This window comes from Stenotrophomonas sp. YJH_SMC_64 (assembly GCF_059371375.1).
In genome coordinates this window covers 50,931-69,424 of record NZ_JCAFUN010000019.1, presented here as the reverse complement: position 1 = coordinate 69,424, position 18,494 = coordinate 50,931, and the positions used below count along the sequence as shown (strand labels likewise).

The window sequence follows — 18,494 nt, the reverse complement described above, 5'->3', positions numbered from 1 at the left end:
GAATAGGCGTTCAACCGCAAGGCACCTTCCATGATCTATTTCCACGACATCGACCCCATCGCCCTCTCGCTGGGGCCGATCAAGGTGCATTGGTACGGCATCATGTACCTGCTGGGCTTCACCGCCGCCTGGCTGCTGGGACGCAAGCGCATCGCCGCCGGCCGCCTGCCGGGCGTCGACGCCAATGGTTTCTCCGACCTGCTGTTCTACGCCATGCTCGGCGTGGTGCTGGGCGGGCGTATCGGCTACATGCTGTTCTACGCGCTGGGCGATTTCCTGCACAACCCGCTGCTGCTGTTCAAGGTGTGGGATGGCGGCATGAGTTTCCACGGCGGCCTGCTGGGCGTGCTGGGCGCCTGCTGGTGGTGGTCGCGCAAGCACAAGCTGCATTTCTTCGACACCATGGATTTCATGGCGCCGCTGGTGCCGCTGGGCCTGGGCTTCGGGCGCATCGGCAACTTCATCGGTGCCGAGCTGTGGGGCAAGTACACCGACGGTACCTGGGGCGTGGTGTTCCCGTCCGGCCTGCCGGCACCGCTGAACCAGCTGGACCACGCGACCCTGCAGGCGCAGTTCGCCACCGGCGCGCTGAACCAGTTCGCGCGCCATCCGTCGCAGCTGTATGAAGCCTTCCTGGAAGGCCTGGTGATGTTCGTGGTGCTGTGGGCCGTGTCGGCCAAGCCGCGCCACCGTTACCTGGTGGGCGGTCTGTTCGCGCTGATGTACGGACTGTTCCGCTTCGCGGTGGAGTTCGTGCGCATGCCCGACAACGGCGTCTACGTGGCCTTCGACTGGCTGACCCGTGGCCAGATCCTCAGCCTGCCGCTGATTGCCTTCGGCCTGGTGCTGCTGGTGATGTCGCGCCGTGCGCCGGTACTGCAGCCGCAGCTGCCGGTGACTGCCGGGGGCAAGGCATGAAGGCTTACCTGGACCTGCTCTCGCATGTGCTCGAGCACGGCGCCGAGAAGAGCGACCGCACCGGCACCGGTACCCGCAGCGTGTTCGGCTGGCAGATGCGTTTCAACCTGGCCGACGGCTTCCCGCTGGTCACCACCAAGAAGCTGCACCTGCGCTCGATCATCCACGAGCTGCTGTGGTTCCTGAAGGGCGACACCAACATCGGCTACCTGAAGGACAACCAGGTGCGGATCTGGGACGAGTGGGCCGACGAGAACGGCGATCTCGGCCCGGTGTACGGCAAGCAGTGGCGCAGCTGGGCCACCGCCGATGGCCGTGAGATCGATCAGATGCAGTGGCTGGTCGACGAGATCAAGCGCAACCCCGATTCGCGCCGGCTGGTAGTCAGCGCCTGGAACGTGGGCGAGCTCTCGCAGATGGCGCTGATGCCGTGCCACAACCTGTTCCAGTTCTACGTGGTGGACGGCAAGCTCAGCTGCCAGCTGTACCAGCGCAGCGGCGACATCTTCCTCGGCGTGCCGTTCAACATCGCCAGCTACGCGCTGCTGACCCACATGGTGGCGCAGGCCACCGGCCTGGGCGTAGGTGATTTCGTGCATACGCTGGGCGATGCGCACCTGTATTCGAATCACTTCGAGCAGGCGCGCGAGCAGCTGTCGCGTGAACCGCGCGCGCTGCCCAAGCTGTGGTTGAACCCGGAGGTGACCGATCTGTTCGGCTTCCAGTTCGACGACATCCGCATCGACGGCTACGATCCGCACCCGGCCATCAAGGCGCCGGTGGCGGTATGAGCGCGATGAAGCTGTCGATGATCGTGGCGCTGGATCGCAACCGTGGCATCGGTCAGGGCAATGCCATGCCCTGGCACCTGCCGGATGATTTCAAGCACTTCAAGGCGCTCACCCTGGGCAAGCCGATCCTGATGGGCCGCAAGACGGCCGAATCGATCGGCCGCGTGCTGCCGGGACGGACCAACCTGGTGCTGACCCGCAGCGGCCAGGTGCCGTTCGAGGGCATGCGCGCGGTGGCGTCGCTGGACGAGGCGAAGGCGATTGCCGAAGGCGAGGGCGCCAGCGAGCTGTGCATCATCGGCGGCGGCGAGATCTTCCACCAGCTGCTGGACCAGGCCAGTGACCTGTACCTGACCTGGGTGGATGCCGAAATCCCCGCTGATACCCATTTCCCCGAAGTCGACATGCAGGACTGGCGGGAAGTGAGCAGCGAGCCGCACCCGGCCGACGAACGCCATGCCTACGCGTTCCGCTTCGCGCACTACGTGCGCCGCTGATCGCGCAAATACCAACGAAAACACCGACGGGGATGTCGACGGGGTAGAGTCGACTGTTAGTCGACTGCTCTCGGCGGTCACCCGAAAAACCCGCGCTGCGCGCGATAGTCGACTGACAGTCGACTCTACCTGGGCTGTCGCTGCGGCATCCGGTAATGCCCGATGATGGCGTGCTGGAACAACAGGTTCTCTTCGCGCGTGCCGCGCGCGATGTTGTGCAGCACCAGCGGCGTGCCATTGGCCAGCCGCCGGTCGGAGACGATGCCCACGTGCAGCAGCCCGTTGCCGTTGAGCTTCCAGGCGACGATGTCGCCGGCCGCATAGTCGGTGGCGGCGGCCGTGATCGGTTGCTGCCAGCCCTGCCGTTCGAACCAGCGCATCAGGTTCGGCACACGGCGATGATCGATGTTGCGGTCCGGCCGTGACAGGCCCCAGATCGCGGGATAGGCACTGAAATTGCCGCGCATGTCTTCATGCACGCGCGCCTGCAGGTCCAGGCCCTGGCTGCGCAGGGCACGCACCACCACGTCGGTGCACACGCCGCGATCAACCGGAACGTCGCCGCCGGGATAGGCCAGCACCTGATAGGTAGGGTCGTAGCGGGTGGTGACGCCGACCTGTGCGCGCGCCGCTGCCACCAGCGGCGGCGAAGGCGCCTGCGGTTGCGATGGCGTGAGGCCGGCGTTTCCGCCGTCGGCGGGGGCCGGGGCCGAAGGGGGCTGGCAGCCGCTGGCCAGGGCCACCGTCAGCAGCAGCACCGTCCATGGTGCCCCACCGCGCCGTGTCATGCCTGCGGCGGGGGACTGTTGCTGCCGGGGCCCGCAGAGCCACCACCCCCACCGCCGCCACGGCGCCGACGACGGCGTGGGCCGCGGTTGCCCGGGTTGGCGGCCGGGGTGTTGCCGCCGCCCTGTTCCTTGCCCTGCGCCGATGCCGCCGGGCGCTCGTGCGCCGGTCGCGCTGGCGGGCGTGCGTTGGGCACGGGTGCGGGGACATCGCGGCCCGGCACCTGCACCACGCGCAGTTCGTCGGTATCGAGCTGGATCGCGGTCAGCTTGCCGCCCCAGACTGCGCCGGTGTCGATGGCATGCACGCCCTGGGTGATGGTCAGGCCCAGCGCCGACCAGTGGCCGCAGACGATCTTCAGGTCGCGCTCGACCCGGCCCGGCACTTCGAACCAGGGGTACAGTCCCTGTTCCTGCGTGCCCGGCGTGCCCTTGTCCTCGATGCCGATGCGCCCGCGCGGGGTGCAGTAGCGCATGCGGGTGAGCACATTGATGATCGCGCGTGAACGGTCGTAGCCGGACAGGTTCGGTGCCCAGCTCGGCTTGTCGCCGTACATGTTGCGGAACAGCTTGCGGTAGCCGGCACCGTGCAGTTGCGCCTCGACCTCGGCGGCATGCTTTTCGGCCATCTGCGTGGTCCACTTCGGCGCCAGGCCGGCGTGCACCATCATCCAGCCCAGTTCGCGGTCCACGTGCACCAGCTTCTGCAGGCGCAGCCAGTCCAGCAGTTCGTCGCGGTCCTCAGCCTGCACGATGCGCAGCAGGTCCGGGTTGACCTTGCGCTGTTCCTCTTCGGTGCGTGCACCGACGGCCAGCAGCGAAAGGTCATGGTTGCCCAGCACCACCACGCTGTGCTCGCGCAGCGAATGCACCAGCCGCAGCGTTTCCAGCGACTGGCCACCGCGGTTGACCAGGTCGCCGCAGAACCACAGGGTGTCCTGCGCCGGGTCGAAGCGGATCTTCTCCAGCAGCCGCTGGGTGACGTCATAGCAGCCCTGCAGGTCGCCGATCGCCCACACACTCATCGTCCGGCCTCCGTGTCAGTGCAGGGTACGCGGGATGGCCAGCACGAAAGGTGCGACCGGCGCGGCGAATTCGGTGCCGTCGTCGGCGACCATGTCGTAGTGGCCCTGCATGGTCCCGTGATCGGTCCCCAGCATGACACCGGACGTGTAATGGAAGTCTTCACCGGGACGCAGGCGTGGCTGCTCGCCGATCACCCCGTCGCCATCGACATGCTCGACGCGGCCGTTGGCATCGGTGATGCGCCAGTGGCGTGCGACCAGGCGCGCGGCAACACGCCCCTGGTTGTGGATGCGGATCGTGTAGGCGAACGCATAGCGTCCGTCTTCCGGCGCGGATTGATCGTCGAGGAAGCGCGGTGCGACTTCGACGGAGATGGCGTAAACGTCAGCGTCTTCCATACCGGCAGTGTAATCAGGAGGCATTGGCCAAAGCGATGAATTCGGCCACGTCCAGCTGTTCGGCGCGGGCATCGGGACGCACGCCGGCGGCAACGAACTGTTCGGCGGACACCACGTTGTTCAGGGCGTTGCGCAGGGTCTTGCGGCGCTGCCCGAAGGCGGCCTTGACCACCTCGGCGAAACGCTTGTGGTCGTTGATGTTGATCGTGGCCGGGTCACGCGGCACCAGCCGCACCACGGCCGAATCGACCTTCGGCGGCGGCCGGAACGCGCCCGGCGGCACCACGAACAGCGAGGTCACCTGGCAGTAGGCCTGCAGCATCACGCTGAGCCGGCCGTACACCTTGCTGCCGGGGCCGGCGGCCATGCGGTCGACCACTTCCTTCTGCAGCATGAAATGCATGTCGCGGATCACCGCGGCATGTTCCAGTGCATGGAACAGGATCGGCGAGGAGATGTTGTAGGGCAGGTTGCCGACCAGGCGGATCGGCTGGCCGGCGGCCAGCTCGGTGAAGTCCACGCGCAGCACGTCGCGGTGGACGATGGTCAGCTCGCCCAGCGGCTCGACGGCGGCGGTCAGCGGCGCGATCAGGTCACGGTCGAACTCGATCACCGTCAGTTTCGGATGCACGCGCAGCAGCGGCAGCGTGATCGCGCCCTGGCCGGGACCGATCTCGACCAGGCGGTCACCGTCTTTCGGGTTGACCGCCATCACGATCTTGTCGATGTAGTGGCGGTCGGCCAGGAAATGCTGGCCAAGCTGCTTCTTGGCCGGGGCGGTGAACACCGGGCCGGAGGGGGAATGCGGGGAATTCATGCGCTCAGTGTACGTTGCCGCGCAAGCTGCGCACACAACGTCGTTGCCGCCTGCAGGCTGGAAGGATCGGCAACGCCACGGCCGGCAAGGTCCAGCGCGGTGCCGTGGTCCACTGCAACGCGTGGGTAGGGCAGGCCCAGGGTCAGGTTCACCGCCTGCTCGAAGCCCGAGTACTTCAGCACCGGCAGGCCCTGGTCGTGGTACATCGCCAGCACGGTGTCGAAGCCGGCCAGCTTGGCCGGCAGGAAGGCGGTATCGGCTGGCAGCGGCCCGATCAGGTCCATGCCCTCCGCGCGCAGGCGCTGCAGCAGCGGGATGACCAGGTCCAGTTCCTCGCGGCCCAGATGGCCGTCTTCGCCGGCGTGCGGGTTCAGGCCGAGCACGGCGATGCGTGGCGCGGGCAGGCCGAACTCGCGGCGCAGCGCGGCGTGCACGGTGCGAAGGGTGTGTTCCAGGCTGGGCGCGGTAATCGCGTCGGCCACCTCGCGCAGTGGCAGGTGGGTGGTGGCCAGGGCCACGCGCACGATGTGGTTGGCCAGCATCATCACCACCTTCACCCCAGCCTGGTCGGCCAGCAGTTCGGTGGTGCCGCTGTAGGCGATGCCGCCTTCGTTGATGACGGCCTTGTGCACCGGGCCGGTCACCACGCCGTGCAGTTCGCCTGACAGGCAGGCCTGGCCGGCACCGAGCAGGGCGCCGATGACCGCGCCGGCATTGGCCGGATCGGCCTGGCCGAAACGGCTCGGGGTGGCATTGGCCACCACGCGCAGGCGCAGGTCGCCGGGGACGCGCGCTTCGGCACCCTCGGGCAACAGTTGCAGCGGCAGGTTCAGCGCGGCCGCGGCCGCGCGCAGGGTGTCCGGGTCGGCGAAGGCCAGCAGCCGGCAATCTTCACGCGGCTGCTGGACGAGGCGGACGCACAGCTCCGGGCCGATCCCGGCGGGCTCGCCCGGTACCAGAGCGAGCTCGGGGCGCATCGATCAGGACTGCGGCGGCGTGGCGGTGTTTTCCGCGCGGTCGCCACTGCGGAAGCTGACGTAGGCTTCGCCACGAAGTTCCTGCAGGAAGCGGTTGTACTCGTCTTCCAGCTTGCGGCGGCCAATGGTCTCGCGGACCTGGGCACGCTGGTTGTCGTTGGTCACGTCAGTCTGGCGAGTGGCCACGCGCTGCAGGATGTGCCAACCGGCATCGGTGCGGAACGGCTGGCTGACGCCGCCGTCCTGGATGGCGGCCACCTGCTGGCCAAAGGCCGGACCGAACGCATCGGCCGGGAACCAGCCCAGATCGCCGCCCTGGCCCTTGCTGTTGTTGTCCTCGGAGGACTCCTTGGCCACGGTTTCGAAGTCCGCGCCACCGGCAATGCGGGCACGCAGGGTATCGATCTTGGCTTTGGCGGCCGCGTCGGTCTGATGATCGTCCACGCGCACCAGGATGTGGCGACCGTGGTACTCGGTGACGGTGCTGGCGCCAGCGGTGGCGCTGGCATCACGCACTTCCACCAGCTTCAACAGCTGGAAGCCGCTGGGGCCACGGATCGGGCCGACCACTTCGCCGGGCTTCATCTTTTCCATCATCTGCGCGAAGGCCTGCGGGATTTCATCCAGGCTGCGCCAGCCCAGGTCGCCGCCTTCCAGCGCGTTGGGGCTGTCGGAATAGCGCACGGCCGCCGCGTTGAAGTCCAGCTCGCCCTTGTCCAGCAGGGCCTTGACGCCATCGGCCTTCTTCTGGCCGGTGGCGATCTGGTCGGCGTTGGCGCCGTCCGGCAACGCGACCAGGATGTGCGCCAGGTGGTACTGGTTGCCTACCGTGGCCTGCTGCTTCAGCGCGGCATCGACTTCACCCTCGCTGACGCTGATGCGGCTCTGCGCGAAGCTCTGGCGCAGGCGCTGCACGGTGATCTCATCACGCACCGATGCGCGGAAATCGTTGAAATCGATGCCGTCGTGGGCCAGGCGCTGGCGCAGGGCGTCCAGGTTCGAACCGTTCTGCTGGGCGATGGAGTTCATCGCCTGGTTCAGCTCCTGGTCGCTGACACGGATGCCGCTGCCCTGGGCGCGGGCCACCTGCAGCTTGACCAGCACCAGGCGCTCGAGCACCTGGCGGCTGAGCACGTCTTCCGGCGGCAGCTGGTTTTCCCGCCCGGCGTACTGCGCCTTGATGTTGGCGATCGCACGCTGGAGCTCGCTCTGCAGGATCACGTCCTCATCGACGACGGCGGCGATGCGGTCGAGCGGCTGCGCCTCCTGGGCAAGCACCTGCAGGGGGGCGGACACGCTGGACACCGCCAGCAGCGAGGCGAGTAGAACGGGGAAGCGCTTGGTCATGGGATCAGATTCGGATCGTAGTCATCACGGGTCGCCCCGGTGTTGCTGGGCGGCACGAGATAGAGGTCGTCGCGGTTATAGCCGAGGATAGCACGGCGCAGAGTGCGGTCCGTGTCCTGGCCGATGGAGCTCAGGCCCTTCAGGACGAACTCCACCTGGATGGAGTTGTTCATCTCGCCTTCGCGATTGCGGACATAGCGGCGGCCGACCACACGCACGGCCAGGCAGCAGCTGTCCCACTGGACACCGCCGATGATTTCCAGCGGCTCCTTGTCCTGCAGCGAGTAGTAATAGCGGCCGACCAGGCTCCAACGCGCATTCAGCGGGTACAGGAACGACAGGTCGGCCTGCTCCAGCAGGGTGCGGTCATGCTTGTTGGCACCGGGCAGAGCACCGGCATTGATGCGGTAGCGGTAGCTCAGGTTGACCACGCCGTCGTTGGGCATCAGGTAACGGGCACGGACGCTGGCCAGATCCTCGCGCTTGTACTTCGGGTCCCACTGGTAGGTGGCGCCCAGGGTCCAGCGGTCGTTGATCATGTAGTTGCCGTCGGCGATCCAGGCCGACTTGCCCTTTTCCACCGGAGCACCACCTGGGGTGGTGGTCACCCGCGACTCATCGAAGTACTGGATCTGGCCGATCGAGGCCGAGAAACGTTCCTTGCCGGTGGTCTGGTCGATGAACCGGGTGCTCACCGCCAGGGTCAGCTGGTTGGCGTCGTTCTGGCGGTCGGCGCCGGTGTAGCGCGAGTCGCGGAACAGCTGGCCCCAGCTGAAGGTGAAGTCACGGGTGTCGAAGATCGGCAGCTCGTCCTGGTTGCGGTACGGCGTGCGCAGGTAGAACAGGCGCGGTTCCAGGGTCTGCAGGAACGACTTGCCGCGGATGCTGGTTTCGCGGTCGAAGAACAGGCCGGCGTCGATGCTGCCGATCGGCAGGCTGCGGCTGGGCGAGGTATTGCCGCGCAGCTGCTCGGGCGTGGCCGTGTTCGGGTCGATGCCCTGCGAACTCAGGATCTGGGCCTGGATGCCTCTCACACCATCCACCAGGCCACGGTCCAGCTGATAGGCGGTGTAACGGTAGGCCAGGGTCGGGGTCACATACCAGGCCGCGCCGCTGATCGGGAACGACACATACGGCTTCACGTCCAATCGCGAACCGCCGCTGACACCGACGCCGTCGGTCCACTGCACTCCGTTGCGGGTGTACTGCAGATCCTTACCGGTGCCGACGGCGTTCTTGAAGTTGATGTCGTCGTGGGTGAAGCGCACCGCTTCGGCGTAGATGCCGGCTTCCAGCCAGGGCCGGACCGGCTTGTCCCAGTTGAAGTACAGGCGCGGCTGGCGGTTGTAGGGCAGGGCGCGCTCGTCGAGCGTGTAGTCGGTCAGCTGCCAGCGGTCGGCCATGATGCCGGCCGTCCAGTTCGTGCCGGTGCCATACAGGCCCACCGTGCTCTGCAGGTTGGAGGCGGTCACCCCCACCAGGCGGTTGGCGAAATCCTCGACATAGCGCTCGTCGCTGACCCAGGCCAGGTTGGCGCGGGCCTGCCAGTGGCTGTCCACGTTGTGGTAGCCGGTGAACATCACCCGGCCGCGGTCACGGTCACGCAGGCGGTCGTTGGGCATGAACGAGGTCAACACCTCGCCGCGGCCGCCGTTGTAGAGGTAGCGGAACTCGTTGTCGAGCAGCAGGCCGCGCCGGCTCATGTAGCGCGGGGTCAGCGTGTCGTCGTAGTTCGGCGCCAGGTTGAAGTAGATCGGCTGGGCGTAGTCGAAGCCGTTGCGCCCGGACATGCCCAGCTGCGGGAACAGCAGGCCGGTCTTGCGGCGGTCATCGATCGGGAACTTGAAGTACGGCGCCCACAGCACCGGCACCTTGCCGATGCGCAGCACGGCGTTGCGCGCGGTGCCGAAGCCCTCGTCGTTGTCCACTTCGATCTGCGGCGCCGACAGCTTCCACACCGGCTGCGAGGGGTCGCAGGTGGTGTAGGTGGAGCGGTGCATCTGGCCGACCGCACCCTGCAGGTCGACCGACTCGGCATCGCCGTTGCCCCGGCGCGACACCAGCTGGTACTTGATGTCGGAGATCTTGTGGGTATCGCTTTCCTGGTTGCCTTCGGCACGCTTGGCGACCATCCGGATCGACCCGTCCTGGTAGCGGACATTGCCGTCGGCGATGTAGTTGCCGGTCTCGGTGTCGAAGCTGAGCTTGTCGGTACCGACGAACTGGTCACCCCGGCGCAGCGCCACGTTGCCCTCGTACTGCGGCACGGTGGTGGTGCCCAGCAGCTGGTCACCCTCGATGTCGGTCGGCTGCTGCTCGCGGGCGGCCGCGGCGGCAGCCTTGTCCTGGGCCGGAACCGGGGTGGGGGCGTCAGTGAACGCGGGAATGACGTCGGTGGCCGGGCACAGGCCCCAGTTGAGCGGCTTTTCATCGGCCATCGCCGGCAGGCTGATGGCGATGCTCAGAGGCAGGGGAAGCAGGCGGAGGGCTCGGCGCACGCGGTTCGGATTCGGGCGAAAACGGACGGTAGCTTGCCCCATCCCTTGCATAGGGGCAATGAAGGACGCCGGAGCCTGCCGGTTCGGGTTCATCCGGCGGAGGTGCCCACGGACGGCGTGAGCAGGGTCTGGACATGGGCCACGCTGCACTCGGCCAGGGCCTGCAGGTCGTAGCCACCCTCCAGCATCGAGACCATCCGGCCGGCCGCGTGACGGCGTGCCAGCGCGTGCAGTTCACCGGTGATCCAGGCGAAATCGTCGGTCTCCAGCATCAGGTCCGCCTGCGGATCACGCAGGTGGGCGTCGAAGCCGGCCGAGATCAGCAGCAGCTGCGGGCGGAAGTCGTCGATGGCCGGCAGCATCTCGTCGGCCCAGACATTGCGGAAGCGGAAGCCACCGCTGCCCGGCGGCAGCAGGATGTTCATCAGGTTGCCGGCACCGCGGTCACGGCGCAGGCCGGAATTGGGGAACAGCCCGGCCTGGTGGGTGCTGTAGTACGAGACCCGGGCGTCGTGCTGGAAGATGTCCTGGGTGCCGTTGCCGTGGTGGACGTCGAAGTCGACCACCGCGATCCGTTCCAGGCCGTGGCGGTCGCGGGCATAGGCGGCGGCGATGGCGATGTTGTTGAGCAGGCAGAAGCCCATCGCCGTGCTGCTGGTGGCGTGGTGGCCCGGCGGGCGTACCGCGCAGAAGGCCAGCGGGTCGTCGCCCAGCATCACCGCATCGACCGCGGCCACGCCGGCACCGGCGGCGTGCACGGCGGCGCTGGCCGAGCCGGGTGAGGTCCAGGTGTCCATGTCCAGCTGGCGCAGCGGTGCGGTCTGCGGTTGCAGCACGAAGTCGAGCAGGGCGCTGTCGTGGACCCGGGTCAGTTCACCGAACTTGGCCGGTGGCGCTTCGCGCCACTCCAGCTGGCCGGGGAACGCGATGTGCAGCGCGTCCAGCACATGCTGCAGGCGTTGCGGGCACTCGGGATGGCCCGGACCAGGGTCGTGCAGCAGGCAGGACGGATGGGTGTAGACCAGCATCGTGCAGGCTCAGCGCTGGCGCTGCTGTGGTTGCCACAGCGCTTCGCCCTGGCCGTCGGCGCGGGCCAGCACCCGGGCCAGCACGAACAACAGGTCCGACAACCTGTTCAGGTACTGCAACGCCTCGCTGCGCACGGCCTCGTGGCGGTCCAGGGTGACCGTTTCGCGCTCGGCGCGGCGGACGATGGTGCGGGCCAGATGGCAGCGCGCGGCGGCTTCGCCGCCGGCCGGCAGGATGAATTCCTTCAGCATCGGCAGGTCGGCGTTGTAATGGTCCAGCTGCTGTTCCAGGGCCGAGACATCGGCGGCGTGGATCGCGGCGTGGCCGGGGATGCACAGTTCGGCGCCCAGGTCGAACAGCTGGTGCTGCAGATGCACCACCAGCGCGCGCACATCCTCGGGCAGGGGCACGGCCAGCAGCAGGCCGAGCGCGGCATTGGCCTCGTCGACGGTGCCGTAGGACGCCACCCGGGCGTCATCCTTGGGCACGCGCTGGCCGTCACCGAGGCCGGTACTGCCGTCGTCGCCGGTGCGGGTGTAGATGCGCGAGAGGCGATGACCCATGTCGCGGCTCAGTGGCGGATGTCGCGGCGGGCCTGCTGGAGCTTCAACACCTGCTCCACGGCCAGCTGCAGGGCGGCGGCCAGCGCCACGTAGATCGCCGTGGTGCGCAGGTAGGGGCCGAACCACTGAGCGTAGTTCTGTGCCCAGCCGGCCAGGGTCGGCTCGGCCACGTTGCTGCTGGTCCAGTAGAAGCCGCCCTGCGCCAGCAGGTGACAGACCGCCACCGAGGCGACCAGCAGCAGCGCGCCCTTGGCCAGTACCGGCCAGCGCGCGCTCTGGTAGTTGCGGCCCAGCAGCATGCCGCCGGCCCACAGCGAGAAATAGGCCGGCAGCAGCAGCCAGTAGCCCGGCGACACGCAGTAGTGCTGCCAGAAGTCCAGGCCGCTGCTGCGGATCACGATCCAGTCCACCAGCACCGCGAACACCATCAGCAGCGGGAACGCCCAGCGCGTCCAGCGGGCCAGGTAGAAGCCACCGATGAAGAACACCGCCCATGAGGCATCGGGGATCGCCGCGAAGTGATTGACACGGGTCGCTGCCAGCACCAGAACGAGCACGGACAGGACGAAGGCGCGGTTGGCAGTGTCGGACATGGTGGCGGGCCCGGAGCGGATTCAGGTTTCATTCTAGCCCGCCGCGCGGGTTGGCGCAGGACCGGCCGTTCGGCGTACAGACGGGGCGAGCGCGTATCATGAACGCATGAGTGAACGACATGACGTGCTGATTGTCGGTGGTGGCCTGGTCGGCGCCAGCCTGGCCATTGCCCTGGACCGCCTCGGCCGCGACGTGGGCCTGCTCGAGGCCAGCCCGGCCGGCGAGCTGCCGGCGGTGTTCGACCAGCGCAATCTCAGTTTCGCCGCTGCCACCGTCAATGCGCTGACCGCGCTGGGGGTGATGCAGAAGCTGGCGATGGCACCGGGCCCGATCCGGCGCATCCACGTCAGCCGTGCCGGCGATTTCGGCCGTGTGCAGCTGGAAGCGGCCGATTACGACCGGCCTTGGTTCGGCCAGGTGGTGGTCGCCCGCGACTTCGGCCAGGCGCTGGAAGCGCGGCTTCAGGAGCTGCCGCGGCTGCGCCGTTACCGGCCGATGCGGTTCCTGGGCCTGGGTGAAGTGGTCGACGGCTACCGCCAGGTGCGGGTCGCCGATGAGGCCGGCGAGCGCGTATTGCTGGCACGGCTGGTGGTGGGTGCCGACGGTACGACCAGTGGCGTGCGTGGTGCACTGGGCATCGAGGTCGACCGCCATGATTTCCAGCAGACCCTGTTCGTGGCCCGTGTACGCAGCCAGCGCGCGCCGGATGGCACCGCGTGGGAGCGTTTCACCGATACCGGCCCGACGGCCCTGCTGCCGCGCGGCGATCGTCACTTCGGCACCGTGCATGGTGTTGCGCGCGACCAGGCCGATGCGGTGATGGCACTGGACGATGCCGCCTGGCTGCAACGCCTGCAGAACGCGATCGGCTGGCGTGCCGGCCGCCTGCTCGAGTCCGGCCCGCGCAGCGCCTACCCGCTCATCCAGGTGCTGGCGCGCGCGCTGGCCGGTGAGCGCACGGTGCTGCTGGGCAATGCCGCGCAGACCATTCATCCGCTGGGTGCACAGGGCTTCAACCTGGGCCTGCGCGATGCGCTGACCCTGGCCGAGCTGCTGGAGGATGCGCATGAAGATGCCGGCAGTGATGCACTGCTGCAGGCCTATGTCGCGCGCCGCGAGGAAGATCGCCGGCAGACGGTGGCGTTCTCCGGCGGCCTGGCGCGCCTGACCAGCAACCCGGCGCCGCTGATGCGGCCGCTGCGCAGCCTCGGCCTGGTGGCCGCGCAACGCGCATCGGTGCAGTCGATGCTGGTCGGTGGCGCGATGGGCTTCCGCGGCGAAGTGCCGCGCCTGTGCCGCGGAGAAGCCGCATGAGCCGGCGCATGCGCCTTGATGTGGCCATCGTCGGTGGTGGCGTGGTCGGTGCCGCGTGCGCGCTGGCGCTGGCCGATGCCGGCCTGTCGGTTGCGCTGGTGGAAGGTCGTGAGCCCGCGCCGTGGCAGGCCGCACAGCCTGACCTCCGCGTGTTCGCCTTCGCTGCTGACAACGTACAACTGTTGAACCGCCTGGGCGTGTGGCCGGCGATCGTGCAGGCCCGCGCCTGGCCCTACCGGCGCATGCAGGTGTGGGATGCGGCCGGTGGCGAAGATCTGCTGTTCGATGCCGATCGCTTCGGCCGTCGTGAACTGGGCTACATCGTCGAGAACGGCCTGCTGCAGGATCGGCTGTGGGCGGCGTTGCCGGCGGCGGGCGTGCAGCTGCACTGCCCGGCGCGGGTGGAAGCGCTGGAGCAGGACGACGACGGCGTGCGCCTGCGCCTGGATGACGGTCGTCGCCTGGAAGCGGCGTTGGCGGTGGCCGCCGACGGCGCCGAATCGACCCTGCGCCAACTGGCCGGGATCGAGGTTGAAAAGCATGACTACCACCAGCGTGGCGTGGTGGCCTACGTGGACAGCGATCTTCCCAACCAGGCCACTGCCTGGCAGCGTTTCCTGCCGAGCGGGCCGCTGGCGCTGCTGCCGGTGGCCGAGCGCCGCAGCTCGATCGTCTGGACCCTGCCCGAGGACGAGGCCGCGCGCGTGCTGGCGCTGGACGAAGACAGCTTCAACCGCGAACTGACCCGCGCCTTCGCGGCGCGGCTGGGTGAGCTGCGGCTGGCATCACCGCGCGCAGCCTTCCCGCTGCGCCGCCAGCTGGCACGTCACTACGTGGCCGGCCGTGTGCTGGCATTGGGTGATGCTGCGCACGTGGTGCATCCGCTGGCCGGGCAGGGCGTGAACCTGGGCCTGCGCGATGTGGCCGCCCTGCAGCAGTGGCTGGCGCCGTCGGCCGAGCGCCGTGGCCAGCCGCGGCTGTCGCCGCAGCGCCTGCAGCGCTGGGCACGCGAACGGCGCAGCGACAACCACATCGCCGCCTACAGCTTCGATGCGATCAACCGCCTGTTCTCCAACGACGAATTGCACCTGACCCTGGCCCGCGGCCGGGCGCTGGGCTGCGTCGGCAAATGGCCGCCGCTGGTGCAGGCATTCTGGAAGCGCGCCGCCGGGGTGTAGCAGAATGCAAACCGCTCTGGTGGGTGCCCGACGTCAGTAGATCCACGCCATGCGTGGATGAAGATCGCGCTGGATCAAAAAAGGGGACGGAGGGGATTAAGTCGTTTGTGCCACAAACGACTTAATCCCCTCCGTCCCCTTTTTCAGTCGACCAGCCAGCCGGCCAGGTCGGCACGATCCAGCTTGCCGCGACGCTTCACGTCCAACGCATTGAACTCATCGGCCAGCGCCGGATTCGCCTGCGCTTCCTCGCGGCTGATGAAGCCATCGCCGTTCACATCCAGCGCAGCGAAGTGGATGCGGTACTGGCCAACCACGCTGCTCGGTTCCAGCGAACGCACGGTCACCTGCGCCTCGCCGGCCGGTTGCGGAATCTCGACGCTGCCGCTGACCCGGCCCGCATCCAGCGGTTGCTGGCGGATCGCGCCGCCGGTGGGGCCCAGCGGCTGGCTTTGTGCCGGGGTGTGCGGCAATTGCTGGGCCACCGCTGGTGCGGCGGCCAGCAGGGTGATCAGCAGCGGAATCGTTCGATGTCGCATGGATGCTCCTTCCTCTGCAGCGCCGGGGTATGCCCGGCGGACGTGATGGCGTCAGCGCAGTGGCGACGCCAGTACGGTGATCTCCTCACGGTCGTGATAGAGCTGCTTGGCACGCACCACCAGCGGCTTGCCGGCCTGGTCCTGGAACAGGTCCAGGCACAGGCGGGTTTCGTCCCAGCGCTTCTTCATCGGCAGCTTCAGGTTGAAGATCGCGTGCCGGCACCAGCCTTCGCGGAACCAGGTGGCCATGCGTTCGGCCACGCGGCGCGGCTGCTCGACCATGTCACAGACCATCCAGTCCAGCGGCTGTTCCGGATGCCAGTGGAAGCCATCGGCGCGCAGGTGCTCGACCAGGCCGGTGTCCAGCACGTGCTGGCGCAGCGGGCCGTTGTCGATGCTCAACACGTGCATGTGCTGGCGGGTCAGCACCCAGGTCCAGCCGCCGGGGGCGGCGCCCAGGTCGGCCGCACGCATGCCGGGCTTGGCCAGTGCTTCGCGTTCTTCCGGTGTCAGCAGGGTCAGCAGTGCTTCGTCCAGCTTCAGCGCCGAACGCGAGGGTGCTTCGGGCAGCAGCTTCAGGCGCGGGATGCCCAGTGCCCACGGCGCGCTGTCGGCCGGGTCGGCCACGCAGACGAAGGCGTGGGTGCCGTCGACGAACACCACGTGCAGGCGCGGCAGGCGGTTGTTCGGCTTGTCAGTCAGCTTGCCGGCCTTGCGCAGCGCCGGGCGCAGTGCGTTGCCGAAGGCGCGGGCCAACCCGGACAGCGGCTTGCCGGCGTCCGAGTCCGGGTGTTCCACCCACAGGTCGCCGAAGCGCGGCGCATCGGCCAGCACGTCGAGCATCGGGGTAATACGGTCGGCCGGGTCCAGCTGCGGCAGCTCGGCCAGCACCACCAGCTTCTGCCGCGCGAAAATCAGCTCGCGCCAGCGCAGGCGCGGAGCCAGTGCCGCAGCTTCGTCGCACATGAAAAGCACATAGCCGTCATTGCGCTGGGTACGCGCATAACCGGCGAAACCGGCTTCGCCGGCACGGAACTGCAGCTCGCCGGCCAACTCGGGCTCGAAGCCCTGCCGGCACAGGCACAGCAGGCCGATGCCGGTCTCAGTAACGGGCGCCATCGCTTTCCCCATAGGCACGCAGCACGCTGCGCGCGGCGTCGCGGTTCAGGCCCTGCACCACTTCGATGCCGCGCTTGTTGAGTTCACCCACCCAGTCGGCCGGCAGCGGGCCTTCATCGAACGGGGTCAGCTCTTCGACGTCGGCCGAGTTGGCACCGATCAGCAGGCGGTCGATGCCGGCCCACACGGTAGCGCCATAGCACTGGCAGCACGGCTGCGAACTGGTGGCCAGGGTGACCGGCGACAGCACCGCGTTCAGGCGCGGGGTCTGCAGGCGCTGCTGGGCCAGCATGTAGGCCATGTTCTCGGCGTGCGCCAGCGAGGTCGCATGCGGCATCACCCGGTTCACGCCGGCGGCAATGACCTTGTCATCCGGGCCGAACACCACCGCGCCGAATGGGCCGCCACTGGCGTGCTCGACGTTCAGCCGCGACAGCTCGATCGCCAGCGCGACCTTGGCCTCATCGCCCGGATATCGACGATCCAGGTCGATCTGGTCGTGGATCCAGGCGGGAAGGGTCAGGTGGACTTGCGCGTACAGCATCGCGGGGGTGCCTCGTGTGGGATGGGAAAAAGTGCGGTTGCTTGGGGAACCGGCGCGCAGTGTAGCCGCACGGGCCTGTATCGGGTGTGGGCGTGGGTCAGCCTGGCGAGCCGGTGCGGATCACCACGTACTGCTTGCGGAACTCCAGCCCGGCCTGCGGCCAGCTGGCCGCGTAGGCGCGCAGCAGGGGCAGGGCGGCGGCGAAGTCGTGGCCGTTGACCCGGCAATCGGCCTCGCACAGGCCGTCGGCATCGCGCGAGGCGAACAGGCGGATGGCGAGGAATTGGCGGGCTTTCAGCAGCTCGTCGAAGGCCTCCATGCTGCGGGTGAACAGGCAGCAGGGGCAGGAGCCATGATCGTCTTCGCTGCAGGTGGAGGCATCCACTTCCTGTGCACGGTAGTGCGCCAACGGCCCCAGCACTACAGTGCGCTCGTGTTCCTCGCCATTGTCACCGGCCGGATAGGTCAGGCCCATCATCGGCAGGCCCTGTGCATCTTCGGCGCCGATCGCAGTCTGCAGGGTCGCCAGGTCTACCCGCACCCAGGTCTGGAAGCCGGACAACAGCGATGCCTGCTCATCGGCACCATTTGCGTGCTGGTACTCGAACAGGCCATCGGCGAATAACCGCGGATGCTGGCTTTCGATGACGGTGGAGGTCTGCCAACCACCGTTGTCGCGCGCGTGTGCGGCCATTGCATGCGGGGTCAGGCGCAGGCCGCTGTCCAGCAGCAGCGCGTTGCCGTCGACGTGGCTGGCGACGCCCGCGTCCTGAAGGACCTGCTGCAGCAGCGGGAGGAGAGCGGCGGAGGTCGTGGTCATGTCAGGCCTGTGGGGTGGATGGGGTGGAACATCCAGGCAGGGCCTGGGCATCTAGCGGTCGAGCGCGTCGAGTTCGGCGCGATATCGCTGCGCGTCGGATTGCTGCTGCGGATCGTTGCCGTGGTCGCGCAGCCAGCTTTCCAGCTCGCGGCGATAGTCCGCGCGGAAATCGGCATTGCCCGGGCTGAAATGCAGCTTGCGTGCCGCCACCTCCACCCGCTCGCGCGCGCTGGCCCGGGCCTGGGCGACGCCGTGCGGGGATTCATTGGTGAGGATGACGAAGTTGCGTGGGAAGCCCGGCGTGTACTTGACCACGAACGGCTGGTCGCGCGCCGGGATACGGATGGCGTTTTCCAGCGGCCACAGCGAAGCGGTGTTGGTGTGGAACACCACGTCCACGTCGCGGCCCTCGGCGGTACGCAGCACCCCTTCGTAGCGCCAGATGTACTGCTCGTTGAGCGTGGAGCTGGTTCGCTCGGCCTTGACGATCACCGCTTCACCACGCTCGCCCACCACGTTGAGGAAGGTGGCGTTGAGGAAATGGCCGAGGAACATGTTGAGCATCGCCAGCGGGAACACCACGATGGCGTAGCCCGGAAAGCGCCGCCACCACGAGACCAGCCCGGCCAGCACCATCGCCGAAAAGAACGTCAGCAGCGGATGCTGCGAGATGAACCAGAGCAGGGCGGACAGGGCGGTGATCATCGTCGTGGTCATGCGGGCGCCGTGCTGGCGCCCGC

Annotated in this window: 20 protein-coding genes; 5 read left to right on the top strand and 15 right to left on the bottom strand. The window is 68.0% G+C overall.

From position 1 onward, the window contains the following. The first annotated feature begins 30 nt into the window (after nt 1-30). From lgt to AC5P9L_RS19105, 3 genes are read left to right on the top strand one after another with little or no spacing between them, the layout of a single operon-like run. On the top strand, nt 31-918 hold the full coding sequence (gene lgt, locus AC5P9L_RS19115; protein WP_012479192.1) for a prolipoprotein diacylglyceryl transferase: 888 nt from the start codon (nt 31-33) through the stop codon (nt 916-918). Next, entirely contained in the window at nt 915-1,709 is a 795-nt protein-coding gene (locus AC5P9L_RS19110) for a thymidylate synthase (RefSeq protein ID WP_012479193.1), read from the top strand. Before lgt ends, AC5P9L_RS19110 begins: the two co-directional genes overlap by 4 nt. Nucleotides 1,710-1,714: 5 nt before the next feature. Beyond that, nucleotides 1,715-2,206 (top strand): dihydrofolate reductase, encoded by a 492-nt coding sequence (locus AC5P9L_RS19105; protein ID WP_024958640.1) that lies wholly within the window; start codon nt 1,715-1,717, stop codon nt 2,204-2,206. A 125-nt stretch (nt 2,207-2,331) separates the two neighbouring features. Here the strand turns inward: AC5P9L_RS19105 and AC5P9L_RS19100 are convergent, their stop codons facing one another. The 10 genes from AC5P9L_RS19100 to AC5P9L_RS19055 all read right to left on the bottom strand — a co-directional run bounded on the left by AC5P9L_RS19100 (nt 2,332) and on the right by AC5P9L_RS19055 (nt 12,239). After that, nucleotides 2,332-2,994: a DUF1287 domain-containing protein gene (locus tag AC5P9L_RS19100; protein WP_062607764.1), complete on the bottom strand. Its 663-nt coding sequence runs from the start codon at nt 2,992-2,994 to the stop codon at nt 2,332-2,334. Beyond that, nucleotides 2,991-4,016, bottom strand: coding sequence for a symmetrical bis(5'-nucleosyl)-tetraphosphatase (locus tag AC5P9L_RS19095; RefSeq protein ID WP_111189399.1), 1,026 nt, complete (start codon nt 4,014-4,016; stop codon nt 2,991-2,993). The genes AC5P9L_RS19100 and AC5P9L_RS19095 overlap by 4 nt, the downstream gene beginning before the upstream one ends. A 15-nt stretch (nt 4,017-4,031) precedes the next feature. Further along, complete coding sequence (gene apaG, locus AC5P9L_RS19090; protein ID WP_005412297.1) at nt 4,032-4,415, bottom strand: Co2+/Mg2+ efflux facilitator ApaG/CorD; 384 nt, start codon at nt 4,413-4,415, stop codon at nt 4,032-4,034. A 13-nt stretch (nt 4,416-4,428) separates the two neighbouring features. Next, nucleotides 4,429-5,232: a 16S rRNA (adenine(1518)-N(6)/adenine(1519)-N(6))-dimethyltransferase RsmA gene (rsmA, locus tag AC5P9L_RS19085; protein WP_180856194.1), complete on the bottom strand. Its 804-nt coding sequence runs from the start codon at nt 5,230-5,232 to the stop codon at nt 4,429-4,431. Beyond that, nucleotides 5,229-6,209, bottom strand: a complete 981-nt coding sequence (gene pdxA / locus AC5P9L_RS19080; RefSeq protein WP_005408140.1) for a 4-hydroxythreonine-4-phosphate dehydrogenase PdxA — start codon at nt 6,207-6,209, stop codon at nt 5,229-5,231. The genes rsmA and pdxA overlap by 4 nt, the downstream gene beginning before the upstream one ends. A gap of 3 nt (nt 6,210-6,212) precedes the next feature. Then, the gene (locus tag AC5P9L_RS19075; RefSeq protein WP_005408141.1) at nt 6,213-7,556 is read right to left on the bottom strand and encodes a peptidylprolyl isomerase; all 1,344 of its coding nucleotides are present in this window, start codon (nt 7,554-7,556) and stop codon (nt 6,213-6,215) included. Then, nucleotides 7,553-10,054: an LPS-assembly protein LptD gene (gene lptD / locus AC5P9L_RS19070; RefSeq protein ID WP_080052387.1), complete on the bottom strand. Its 2,502-nt coding sequence runs from the start codon at nt 10,052-10,054 to the stop codon at nt 7,553-7,555. Before lptD ends, AC5P9L_RS19075 begins: the two co-directional genes overlap by 4 nt. 89 nt (nt 10,055-10,143) lie before the next feature. Continuing rightward, nucleotides 10,144-11,082 (bottom strand): histone deacetylase family protein, encoded by a 939-nt coding sequence (locus tag AC5P9L_RS19065; RefSeq protein WP_227415929.1) that lies wholly within the window; start codon nt 11,080-11,082, stop codon nt 10,144-10,146. Between the two features lie 9 nt (nt 11,083-11,091). Continuing rightward, nucleotides 11,092-11,646 carry a cob(I)yrinic acid a,c-diamide adenosyltransferase gene (locus AC5P9L_RS19060; protein ID WP_227415930.1) on the bottom strand — a complete coding sequence of 185 codons (555 nt, stop codon included), beginning with the start codon at nt 11,644-11,646 and terminating at the stop codon, nt 11,092-11,094. An 8-nt stretch (nt 11,647-11,654) separates the two neighbouring features. Beyond that, complete coding sequence (locus AC5P9L_RS19055) at nt 11,655-12,239, bottom strand: hypothetical protein (protein ID WP_005408145.1); 585 nt, start codon at nt 12,237-12,239, stop codon at nt 11,655-11,657. Nucleotides 12,240-12,345: 106 nt separating this feature from the next. Here AC5P9L_RS19055 and ubiH point away from each other — a divergent pair, with 106 nt between their 5' ends. Together ubiH and AC5P9L_RS19045 are read left to right on the top strand one after the other, a co-directional pair. Further along, nucleotides 12,346-13,554, top strand: a complete 1,209-nt coding sequence (gene ubiH / locus AC5P9L_RS19050; protein ID WP_005412303.1) for a 2-octaprenyl-6-methoxyphenyl hydroxylase — start codon at nt 12,346-12,348, stop codon at nt 13,552-13,554. Then, nucleotides 13,551-14,732 carry a UbiH/UbiF family hydroxylase gene (locus AC5P9L_RS19045; RefSeq protein ID WP_262101796.1) on the top strand — a complete coding sequence of 394 codons (1,182 nt, stop codon included), beginning with the start codon at nt 13,551-13,553 and terminating at the stop codon, nt 14,730-14,732. The genes ubiH and AC5P9L_RS19045 overlap by 4 nt, the downstream gene beginning before the upstream one ends. 143 nt (nt 14,733-14,875) lie before the next feature. On the opposite strand, the gene AC5P9L_RS19040 is transcribed toward AC5P9L_RS19045, so the two are convergent. The 5 genes from AC5P9L_RS19040 to AC5P9L_RS19020 form a co-directional block, all read right to left on the bottom strand. Further along, nucleotides 14,876-15,271, bottom strand: a complete 396-nt coding sequence (locus AC5P9L_RS19040; RefSeq protein WP_005408148.1) for an EF-hand domain-containing protein — start codon at nt 15,269-15,271, stop codon at nt 14,876-14,878. A gap of 51 nt (nt 15,272-15,322) precedes the next feature. Continuing rightward, nucleotides 15,323-16,390, bottom strand: a complete 1,068-nt coding sequence (rlmM, locus tag AC5P9L_RS19035) for a 23S rRNA (cytidine(2498)-2'-O)-methyltransferase RlmM (protein WP_005408149.1) — start codon at nt 16,388-16,390, stop codon at nt 15,323-15,325. After that, on the bottom strand, nt 16,374-16,934 hold the full coding sequence (locus AC5P9L_RS19030; RefSeq protein ID WP_004154307.1) for a nucleoside deaminase: 561 nt from the start codon (nt 16,932-16,934) through the stop codon (nt 16,374-16,376). The genes rlmM and AC5P9L_RS19030 overlap by 17 nt, the downstream gene beginning before the upstream one ends. A 97-nt stretch (nt 16,935-17,031) precedes the next feature. Next, entirely contained in the window at nt 17,032-17,754 is a 723-nt protein-coding gene (locus tag AC5P9L_RS19025; protein ID WP_262101797.1) for a DUF6348 family protein, read from the bottom strand. 51 nt (nt 17,755-17,805) lie between these two features. After that, the gene (locus AC5P9L_RS19020) at nt 17,806-18,459 is read right to left on the bottom strand and encodes a hypothetical protein (protein ID WP_262101802.1); all 654 of its coding nucleotides are present in this window, start codon (nt 18,457-18,459) and stop codon (nt 17,806-17,808) included. Between the last annotated feature and the right edge of the window lie 35 nt (nt 18,460-18,494).

What these genes read in the sequence shown, in the direction of transcription:
- AC5P9L_RS19100 (WP_062607764.1), bottom strand. Translation starts at nt 2,994, where the DNA reads ATGACACGGCGCGGTGGGGCACCATGGACGGTGCTGCTGCTGACGGTG.
- AC5P9L_RS19020 (WP_262101802.1), bottom strand. Translation starts at nt 18,459, where the DNA reads ATGATCACCGCCCTGTCCGCCCTGCTCTGGTTCATCTCGCAGCATCCG.
- AC5P9L_RS19025 (WP_262101797.1), bottom strand. Translation starts at nt 17,754, where the DNA reads ATGACCACGACCTCCGCCGCTCTCCTCCCGCTGCTGCAGCAGGTCCTT.
- rsmA (WP_180856194.1), bottom strand. Translation starts at nt 5,232, where the DNA reads ATGAATTCCCCGCATTCCCCCTCCGGCCCGGTGTTCACCGCCCCGGCC.
- AC5P9L_RS19040 (WP_005408148.1), bottom strand. Translation starts at nt 15,271, where the DNA reads ATGCGACATCGAACGATTCCGCTGCTGATCACCCTGCTGGCCGCCGCA.
- AC5P9L_RS19105 (WP_024958640.1), top strand. Translation starts at nt 1,715, where the DNA reads ATGAAGCTGTCGATGATCGTGGCGCTGGATCGCAACCGTGGCATCGGT.
- AC5P9L_RS19110 (WP_012479193.1), top strand. Translation starts at nt 915, where the DNA reads ATGAAGGCTTACCTGGACCTGCTCTCGCATGTGCTCGAGCACGGCGCC.
- apaG (WP_005412297.1), bottom strand. Translation starts at nt 4,415, where the DNA reads ATGGAAGACGCTGACGTTTACGCCATCTCCGTCGAAGTCGCACCGCGC.
- pdxA (WP_005408140.1), bottom strand. Translation starts at nt 6,209, where the DNA reads ATGCGCCCCGAGCTCGCTCTGGTACCGGGCGAGCCCGCCGGGATCGGC.
- AC5P9L_RS19065 (WP_227415929.1), bottom strand. Translation starts at nt 11,082, where the DNA reads ATGCTGGTCTACACCCATCCGTCCTGCCTGCTGCACGACCCTGGTCCG.
- lgt (WP_012479192.1), top strand. Translation starts at nt 31, where the DNA reads ATGATCTATTTCCACGACATCGACCCCATCGCCCTCTCGCTGGGGCCG.
- ubiH (WP_005412303.1), top strand. Translation starts at nt 12,346, where the DNA reads ATGAGTGAACGACATGACGTGCTGATTGTCGGTGGTGGCCTGGTCGGC.
- AC5P9L_RS19060 (WP_227415930.1), bottom strand. Translation starts at nt 11,646, where the DNA reads ATGGGTCATCGCCTCTCGCGCATCTACACCCGCACCGGCGACGACGGC.
- AC5P9L_RS19095 (WP_111189399.1), bottom strand. Translation starts at nt 4,016, where the DNA reads ATGAGTGTGTGGGCGATCGGCGACCTGCAGGGCTGCTATGACGTCACC.
- AC5P9L_RS19045 (WP_262101796.1), top strand. Translation starts at nt 13,551, where the DNA reads ATGAGCCGGCGCATGCGCCTTGATGTGGCCATCGTCGGTGGTGGCGTG.
- rlmM (WP_005408149.1), bottom strand. Translation starts at nt 16,390, where the DNA reads ATGGCGCCCGTTACTGAGACCGGCATCGGCCTGCTGTGCCTGTGCCGG.
- AC5P9L_RS19075 (WP_005408141.1), bottom strand. Translation starts at nt 7,556, where the DNA reads ATGACCAAGCGCTTCCCCGTTCTACTCGCCTCGCTGCTGGCGGTGTCC.
- AC5P9L_RS19055 (WP_005408145.1), bottom strand. Translation starts at nt 12,239, where the DNA reads ATGTCCGACACTGCCAACCGCGCCTTCGTCCTGTCCGTGCTCGTTCTG.
- AC5P9L_RS19030 (WP_004154307.1), bottom strand. Translation starts at nt 16,934, where the DNA reads ATGCTGTACGCGCAAGTCCACCTGACCCTTCCCGCCTGGATCCACGAC.